General features: G+C 67.1%; 6 protein-coding genes. All 6 read left to right on the top strand.

Annotated features, from left to right (window positions below):
* On the top strand, nucleotides 1-358 hold a 358-nt coding region (locus ASE86_RS16445; RefSeq protein ID WP_321162979.1), incomplete at its 5' end, for an alpha-L-arabinofuranosidase C-terminal domain-containing protein.
* A gap of 138 nt (nucleotides 359-496) precedes the next feature.
* The gene (locus ASE86_RS05535; RefSeq protein WP_056423427.1) at nucleotides 497-2,380 is read left to right on the top strand and encodes a rhamnogalacturonan lyase; all 1,884 of its coding nucleotides are present in this window, start codon (nucleotides 497-499) and stop codon (nucleotides 2,378-2,380) included.
* A 115-nt stretch (nucleotides 2,381-2,495) separates the two neighbouring features.
* Nucleotides 2,496-3,935 carry a glycoside hydrolase family 28 protein gene (locus ASE86_RS05530; RefSeq protein ID WP_056423424.1) on the top strand — a complete coding sequence of 480 codons (1,440 nt, stop codon included), beginning with the start codon at nucleotides 2,496-2,498 and terminating at the stop codon, nucleotides 3,933-3,935.
* A gap of 184 nt (nucleotides 3,936-4,119) precedes the next feature.
* On the top strand, nucleotides 4,120-4,413 hold the full coding sequence (locus ASE86_RS05525; RefSeq protein ID WP_200911523.1) for an L-rhamnose mutarotase: 294 nt from the start codon (nucleotides 4,120-4,122) through the stop codon (nucleotides 4,411-4,413).
* The gene (locus ASE86_RS05520; protein WP_056426678.1) at nucleotides 4,413-7,391 is read left to right on the top strand and encodes a beta-galactosidase; all 2,979 of its coding nucleotides are present in this window, start codon (nucleotides 4,413-4,415) and stop codon (nucleotides 7,389-7,391) included. Before ASE86_RS05525 ends, ASE86_RS05520 begins: the two co-directional genes overlap by 1 nt.
* On the top strand, nucleotides 7,391-8,503 hold the full coding sequence (locus ASE86_RS05515) for a glycoside hydrolase family 105 protein (RefSeq protein WP_056423421.1): 1,113 nt from the start codon (nucleotides 7,391-7,393) through the stop codon (nucleotides 8,501-8,503). Before ASE86_RS05520 ends, ASE86_RS05515 begins: the two co-directional genes overlap by 1 nt.
* Nucleotides 8,504-8,546 lie beyond the last annotated feature (43 nt).

Here is an 8,546-nt window from a genome sequence, read left to right as displayed (position 1 = left end):
CCTGCCGTTCCAGGATGCGACGGCGATTCCCGTCGAGCTGAAGTCGCCGTGGTACAACAAGGACCAGTGGGTGATGCCGAGCGTCAGCGCATCGGCGGCGCGCGGGACCGACGGCCTGGTCCGCGTCGCGCTGACCAACGTCGATCCGAACCGGTCGGCAAGCGTGACGACGACGCTGTCCGGCGTGGCGGCGTCGGCGGTCGAGGGCGAGATCCTGACCGGCGCGATCGATGCGCACAACACGTTCGACCGGCCCGACGCGGTGAAGCCGGTGGCGTTCACGGGGGCAAGTGTGTCGGGCAGCACGCTCAATGTCACGCTGCCGCCGGCATCGGTGGTCGTCCTGACGTTGCGATGATCCGTCCCGTGCTCCCGCTCGCGCGGGGCACGGGTCGCCTGATCCCGATCGAGCCCATTCCGATTGCGTCCCGTTATCCGGCACGATAGATCATAAGATGAGACAAGGGCCGAAAGGGCTTCTCTGGAGAGGTCGGACATGCTGACATGTGTAATGCTGGGTCTGGCCGCGATGGCCGCACCACAGGCCACCGCTCCGGTGCAGCGGATGATCGAGACGCTGGACCGCGGCCTGGTCGCCGTCCCCGCGGCGCAGGGTGGCGGCAATCATGTGTCGTGGCGGCTGCTCGCGACTGATGCGAAGGGCATGCGCTTCACGCTGCGCCGCGACGGCAAGGTCGTCGCGCGCGTCGGCGGCGGCGATGCGACGAGCGTCCACGACACCGGCGGCACCGCGACGTCGCGCTACACACTGGATGTGCCCGGCGGCGCGACGGTCAGCGCAGGGGTATGGGCCGGCGGCTATCTCGCCATCCCGCTCGACAAGCCCGCCGATCGCACGACGCCCGATGGCCAGACCTATGCCTACACCGCCAACGACGCATCGGTCGGCGACCTGGACGGCGACGGTCGCTACGAGTTGATCGTCAAATGGTATTCGACGCTGGCGAAGGACAATTCGCAGGCCGGCTACACCGGCGAGACGTTGCTCGACGCCTATACGCTGGACGGCAAGCGGCTGTGGCGGATCGATCTCGGGCGCAACATCCGCTCGGGCGCGCATTATACTCAGTTCATGGTCGCCGACTTCGACGGTGACGGCCGCGCCGAAGTCGCGATGAAGACCGCCGACGGCACGGTCGATGGTGCCGGCACGGTGATCGGCGACGCCAAGGCGGACTACCGCGTCACCGGCGGCGAGCAGCCGTCCTCCGACAAGACCGGATCTGACATCAACGCCGCCGGCCAGCGGGTCGCGCGGACGACGGGCCGCATCCTGTCGGGACCGGAATATCTGACCGTGTTCGACGGCCGCACCGGCCGCGCGCTCGCCACCACCCGCTACTGGCCGCAACGTTCGCCCGAGGGCGACGATCCGACGCCCGAGCGGCAGACCGCGATCTGGGGCGACGCATATGGCAACAGGTCGGAACGCTATCTGGCGGGCGTGGCCTATCTCGATGGCCGGTTGCCCAGCATGGTCTTCGCGCGCGGCTATTACGGCCGTACGACGCTGGGCGCCTGGGACTGGCGGGGCGGCAAGCTGACCCAGCGCTGGACCTTCGACAGCCTGACGCCGGGCAACGAACGATATGCCGGAAACGGCAACCATCAGCTGTCGGTCGCCGATGTCGATGGCGATGGCCGCGACGAGATCGTCTATGGGTCGATGGCGGTCGACGACACCGGCAAGGGCCTGTGGTCGTCGGGCCTGGGGCACGGCGATGCGATGCACGTCGGCGACCTCGACCCGACGCGGCCGGGCCTGGAGAAGTTCGGCGTTCACGAAACGATGCGGATGAGCGGCAACCGCGGCGCCGCGATGCTCGACGCGCGCACCGGCGCGATCCTGTGGTCCACCCCGGCCGACAAGGACACGGGCCGCGGCGTCACCGCCGACATCGACCCGCGCCATCCTGGCGAGGAAGCCTGGTCGTCGAACGCGCCCGACCTGTACGACGTGAAGGGCAACGTCATCCCCGGCGGGCGGCCGCGCGCGGCGAACTTCGCGATCTGGTGGGACGGCGATCGGTTGCGCGAACTGCTCGACGGGAAAAAGATCAGCAAGTGGGACTGGGCCGCAGGCAAGGAGGTCGTGCTGCTCGATCCCCAAGGCGTCGTGTCGAACAACGGCACGAAGCAGAACCCGTCGCTGAGCGGCGACATCCTGGGCGACTGGCGCGAGGAACTGGTCGTACCGAGCGCGGACAGCCGCGAGATGCGGGTCTACACGACGCCCTATCCAACCCGCGAGCGGATCGTGACGCTGATGCACGACCCCGTGTATCGCGCCGGGATCGCGTGGCAGAACACGGCGTACAACCAGCCGCCGCATACGGGGTTCTTCCTGGGGGCGAAGTAAGGTCTCCGCTCCGTTCGTGCTGAGCTTGTCGAAGCACCGTTCTTCGTGCCTCAAGCGGTGTGCGCAAGTATCGCAGAACAGTGCTTCGACAGGCTCAGCACGAACGGGGTAGTTGGTGAGGACAGGTAGCAGTTTCGACGTCCGTGATTACGGTGCTTCCGGCACCGGCACTGTACTCGACGGCGCGGCCATCCAGTCCGCGATCACCGCCGCCCACGCGGCCGGCGGCGGGATCGTCGTCTTGCCGCCCGGCCGCTATCTAAGTTTCTCGCTCCGCCTGCTGAGCCGCGTCACCCTCGCGATCGAACCCGGCGCGACACTTATCGCCGCCACGCCGGGCCCGCTCGGGGCCTATGACCTGCCCGAAGACCGCGGCCCCCAGCTTTACCAGGATTTCGGCCACAGCCACTGGAACAACAGCCTGATCTGGGCCGAGGACGCGGAAGATATCAGTGTCTTGGGCGGCGGGCGGATCGATGGCCACGCCCTGACCCGCGACGGTCCGGGCACGCCGTGGAAACCCCAATCGGGCGAGCGGCCACTGTCGATGGCGGCCATGACCGAGGACGAAGTCGCGGCGCTCGAACGCACGCCCGAGGCGATGCGCGGCTTAGGCAACAAGGCGATCGCGCTGGCCCATTGCCGCCGCGTCGCGATCCGCGATCTGACGATCGACCGCGGCGGGCATATCGCCTTGCTTGCCGGAGAGGTCGAGAATCTGACGCTCTCCAAACTTACGATCGACACGATCCGCGACGGCATCGACCTGGACTGCGTGCGGCGGGCCACAGTCGAGGGGTGTCGGGTGAATTCGCCCAACGACGACGCGATCGTGCTGAAGACCAGCCTCGGTCTCGGGCGTCGATCGGCTTGCGAAGACGTGACCATCCGCGACTGCACGGTCAGCGGCTACGACGTCGGCACCTTGCTCGACGGCGCGCTTGGCCGCACGCAACGGATCGCGCCGGACCGCGATCCGGTGACGGGGCGCATCAAACTGGGCACCGAAAGCAACGGCGACTTTCGCCGTATCCGCGTGACCGGCTGCCGGTTCGAGCGCAGCCGGGGGCTGGCGATCGAAAGCGTCGATGGCGGGACGATCGAGGACGTGCGCGTCGAGGGCGTGACGATGGAGGAAGTCACCACCGCCCCCCTCTTCCTGCGCCTCGGCGCACGGTTGCGCGGGCCGGAGGGGACGATGCCCGGTGCGATCCGAGGGGTGTCGATCGAGGGACTGACGGCGACGGGCATCGACCCGCGCTTCGCCGCGACGATCGCCGGGATTGCCGGGCACCGAATCGAGGACGTGACGCTGTCCGACGTCACGTTGCACTATGCCGGGGCGATCGACACGCTTCCCGCCGACCCGCCCGAGCTGGCCGATGCCTACCCTGAACCCAGCATGTTCGGGCCGACCCCGGCCTGGGGCCTGTGGGCGCGGCACGTGCGCGGGCTGGACGTGCGCGAGCTGACGCTGTCGCGGGATGGCGAGGATGGGCGGCCGCGGGTGAAGTTGGACGACACGGAAGGCCCGTCCCTGCCCCGCTCGTGCTGAGCCTGTCGAAGCATCGTTCGTTGATACCAGCGCTGTCCTCGCAGCACGAAGTACGATGCCTTCGACAGGCTCAGCACGAACGGATTGGGTTTGACCCTCCCCGCAACAAACGCTACCATATCCTGCATAATCATCCCACATGATGGGCAAAGGAGGGGCCGTGACGACAACCCATGCTTTCCGGATGCAGCTGAAACCGGGTGTGGTTGCCGAGTACAAGGCCCGCCACGACGCGATCTGGCCGGAACTCGCCGAACTTCTGCACGACAGCGGCATCCGCGACTATTCGATCTTCCTGGACGAGGACACCGGCGCGCTGTTCGCGGTGCTGAAGCTGACGCAGGACAACAATCGCGATGCGCTGCCCGACCATCCGGTTATGCGCAAATGGTGGGATTACATGGCGCCGTTGATGGAGGTCGAACCCGGCAACAAGCCGAAGGAATGGCCGCTCACGCCAGTGTTCCATCTCGCATGATGCGCGCCGCATTCCTCGCCGCCGCAAGCCTGCTAGCCCTCCCCGCCGACGCCCAGGACGCCAAGCCGACCGCGAATTTCGCCGCCCCGGTGAAGACCTTCGGCCGCGTGTCGTACGACGCGCGTTCGATCATGATCGATGGCCAGCGCAAGGTCATCTGGTCGAGCGAGATGCACGCGTTCCGCCTGCCGTCGCCCGACCTGTGGCGCGACGTACTGCAGAAGATGAAGGCCAGCGGCTTCAACACCGTCGCCTTCTATTTCGACTGGGGCTTCCACAGCCCGAAACGCGGCGTGTACGATTTCAGCGGCATCCGCGACATCGACCGGCTGCTGACGATGGCGGAGGAGGAAGGGCTCTACGTCATGACCCGCGCGGGGCCCTATGTGAATGCGGAGCTGACGCGCGGCGGCTTCCCCGGCTGGCTGGTCAATCAGCGCAGCCGCGCCCGCACCGACGATCCCGACTACATGGCCGCCGCCGACGAATGGCTGACGCAGGTCCACGCGATTATCCGCAAGCATCAGATCAACGGCGACGGCAAGGGCAACCGCGGCACGGTCATCCTGCACCAGATCGAGAACGAGTTGGCGCTGACCACGCCGTCGCAGCGCCGCTACATGGATCACCTGTATGCCAAGGCGCGCGCCGATGGCATCACCGTGCCGATCTTCCATAACGACCAGGGCCGCAACGGATATTGGGTGCCCGAGGACAGCAAGGTCGAGAAGGTCGTCCACGGCCCGAACGACATGTATGCGTTCGACGGCTATCCCGGCGGCACCTGCACCGTCGGCGGCAAGGTCACGCGCGGGTCGGCCGCGCCGGATTGGGGTTTCTACGGTCCCGGCGGCGCGAAGGGCGGCGCGTCGGCCAGCCCAAACACACCGGGATTCCTCGCCGAGTTCGGCGGCGGCTGGTTCGATTACTGGGGATCGAACGGCGGGTACGAGTGCAACGCGCGTCAACGCGGCAAGCGGTTCCAGCGCGTGTTCTACGGCACCAACCTGGCCAACGGCATCGGCATCCAGAGCTTCTACATGGGCTTCGGGGGCACGAGCTGGGGCTGGCTGCCCGGACCGGTCGTCTTCACCAGCTATGATTACGGCGCGGCGATTTCGGAAACACGTGAAGTCCGCGAAAAGGCCGAGGAGCTGAAGCAGCTGGGCGGCCTGATCCGCGCCGTCCCCGGCCTGGCCGGGATGGTGCCGGCGGGCGCGCCGATAATCTCGTCGCCGAACATCCAGGTCTATCACAACAAGTCGCCCGAAACCGACGCGCGCTTCCTGATGGTGACGCACAAGCCGTCGAACGGGCAGACCGACGACCGCTTCACGGTCACCGCCGACCTGCCGGACGGGCGCTACACGCTGCCGATGCGGCTCAACGGTTTCGATGCGAAATGGCTGGTGGCAGGGGTGAACCTCGGCGGGCAGCGGCTGGTCTATTCGACGTCGGAATTGCAGGCGCTGACCAAGCATGCCGGCGGCGACCTGATGCTGCTCTACGGCCGCACGGGCGAAGCCGGCGAGACGGTGCTGCGCTACAAGAGCGAGCCGCGGGTGACCGTGCTCGACGGGCAGGTCACCTCGACCCTCGCGTCGAACGGCGACCTGAAGCTCGGCTACACCCACGGGACGCTTGCCCGCGTTCGCATTTCGGGCGGCGGGCGGCCGGACCTGACGCTCCTGATCGGTGACGAGGCCGAGGGCGTAAAGTTCTGGCAGGAAGGCGACACGCTCGTCCGCGGGCCGGCGCTCGTGCGATCGGGCACGCCGAAGGGTGGCACGCTGGCGCTGACCGGCGACACGCGCGGGGCCGAGCCGCTGGAAATCTGGGCACCGAGCGCGCTTCGCCGGGTGACGTGGAACGGTGTCGCCGTCCCGACGCGCATCGCCGGCGGTACGGTCGTTGCGACGAAGCCCCTCCCTGCCCCCGCCAGCTTCGCGCTGCCGGCACTGACGTGGCGCTCGGCACCGGGATCACCCGAGACGGCAGCCGGCTACGACGACAGCACATGGCAGGCGATCGACAACCGCGCCTATGCCAGCATCACCGCGCGGCCCGATGGCCAGCCCAACATGCTGATGGACGCTTACGGCTTCCACGAAGGCGACGTCTGGTACCGCGGCCGCTTCCAGGGCACCGCGGCGGCCGAGCGCATCCAGGTCTATTACGGCGCCGGCGGATCGGGAATGATCCAGGTCTTCCTCGACGGAAAGCTGGTCGGCGAGCATGAACTGCCCTCCGGCCTGCCGCGCCCGATCACCACCGGCACCGCGACCTTTGCCCTGCCCGACACCGCCCGCGCGCCAGGCGAGCATGTGTTGAGCGTCATGCTGCGCAACAACGGCCATAACTGGGATCTCGACGCCGACGACTTCCACAAGGAAGCTCGCGGGATCGTCTCGGCGTCGATCGAACCACGCGTCGGCCCCAGCTTCTCGGTACCGATCGCCTGGAAGATCCAGGGCCGCGCTGGCGGCGAAGACATCGCCGATCCGGTGCGGGGCGTCGCCAATTCGGGCGGGCTCGATGGCGAGCGGCGTGGCTGGCACCTGCCGGGCTTCGACGACGCCAAATGGAAGGCGACCATACCGGCCGCCGCCGGCACGACATGGTATCGCTCCAGCTTCGACCTCGCCGTGCCCAGGGGCCAGGACGCGACGATCGGGCTGGCGTTCGGCGACACCACCAAGCCCCGCTCGCCTGGCCGCTACCGCGTGCTGATGTTCGTCAACGGCTGGAACATGGGCCAGTTCGTCGCCCATATCGGCCCGCAACGCATCTTCCCGGTGCCAGAGGGCATCCTGAACCACCGCGGACGCAACACGATCGCGCTCGCGGTCACCTCCGACGGCGCGCCCGCAAACGCGCTGGAGGACGTGAAGCTCGTCACCCTGCGCAACGTCCGCGGCGGCATCCCCGTCGCGCCCGTTGCCGCTCCCACCAAACCCAGCGAACTCAAGGCAGACTGATGGCAGCCCTTACCCACGACGTCCCGCGGCAAACGGTCGCGGACAAGATCGACCTCCTCATGGACAACCTCGTCAACATCAAGGACGAGACCGGCGAGTTCCTGCTCCACCTGGAGGACGGGCGCATCATCGACACCAAGGGCTGGGCCGGCTGGGAATGGACCCACGGCGTCGGCCTGTTCGGCATGTGGCGCTATTTCGAGCAGACCGGCGACAAGAAGGCGCTCGACATCATCAAGGGCTGGTTCGCGGATCGCTTCGCCGAAGGCACGCCGACCAAGAACATCAACACGGTCGCGCCGTTCATCACGCTCGCCTACCTCTACGAATACGAGCCGGATCCGAGCTACATCCCCTATCTCGACACCTGGTGCGAGTGGCTGATGGCGCCCGATGGCCTGCCCAAAACGCAAGAGGGCGGGTTCCAGCACATCGTCTACAACGACGAGAACCCGGGCGAGATGTGGGACGACACGCTGATGATGAGCGTGCTGCCGCTGGCCAAGATCGGCCTGCTGCTGAACCGCCCGCAGTATGTCGAGGAGGCGAAGCGCCAGTTCCTCGTCCACATCAAATACCTGTTCGATCGCAAGACCGGCCTGTGGTTCCACGGTTGGGACTTCAACGGCCGGCACAATTTCGCCGAAGCACTATGGGCGCGCGGCAATTGCTGGGTGACGATCGCGATCCCTGAAATCATCGAGATCCTCGATCTGCCGCAGGGCGACGCATTCCGCACCTTCCTGATCGACACGCTCGAGGCGCAGGTGAAGACGCTTGCCGAAACGCAGGACGAAAGTGGCCTGTGGCACACGCTGGTGATGGACCCGTCGAGCTACCTGGAGGCGTCGGCCACCGCGGGCTTCGCGTACGGCATCCTGAAGGGCGTCCGGAAGGGCTATCTGCCGCGCAAGTACGAGGGTGTAGGGATCAAGGCGGTGAAGGGCGTGCTCGACAACATCGACGCGACGGGCGAGCTCCAGCAGGTCAGCTTCGGCACCGCGATGGGCGATACGCTGCAATTCTACAAAGACATCCGCCTGACCTCGATGCCCTATGGCCAGAGCCTGGCGATCTGCGCGCTGGGCGAGTTCTTGCGGACGTATATCTGATGTTGTTGAGGGGGTGGCGCGATCACCCCCTCCCCGTTCGCCC

Source organism: Sphingomonas sp. Leaf33 (assembly GCF_001421785.1).
In the GTDB taxonomy this organism is placed as follows: domain Bacteria; phylum Pseudomonadota; class Alphaproteobacteria; order Sphingomonadales; family Sphingomonadaceae; genus Sphingomonas.
The sequence above is the reverse complement of the archived record's forward strand: the minus strand, read 5'-3'. Positions and strand labels throughout refer to the sequence as shown.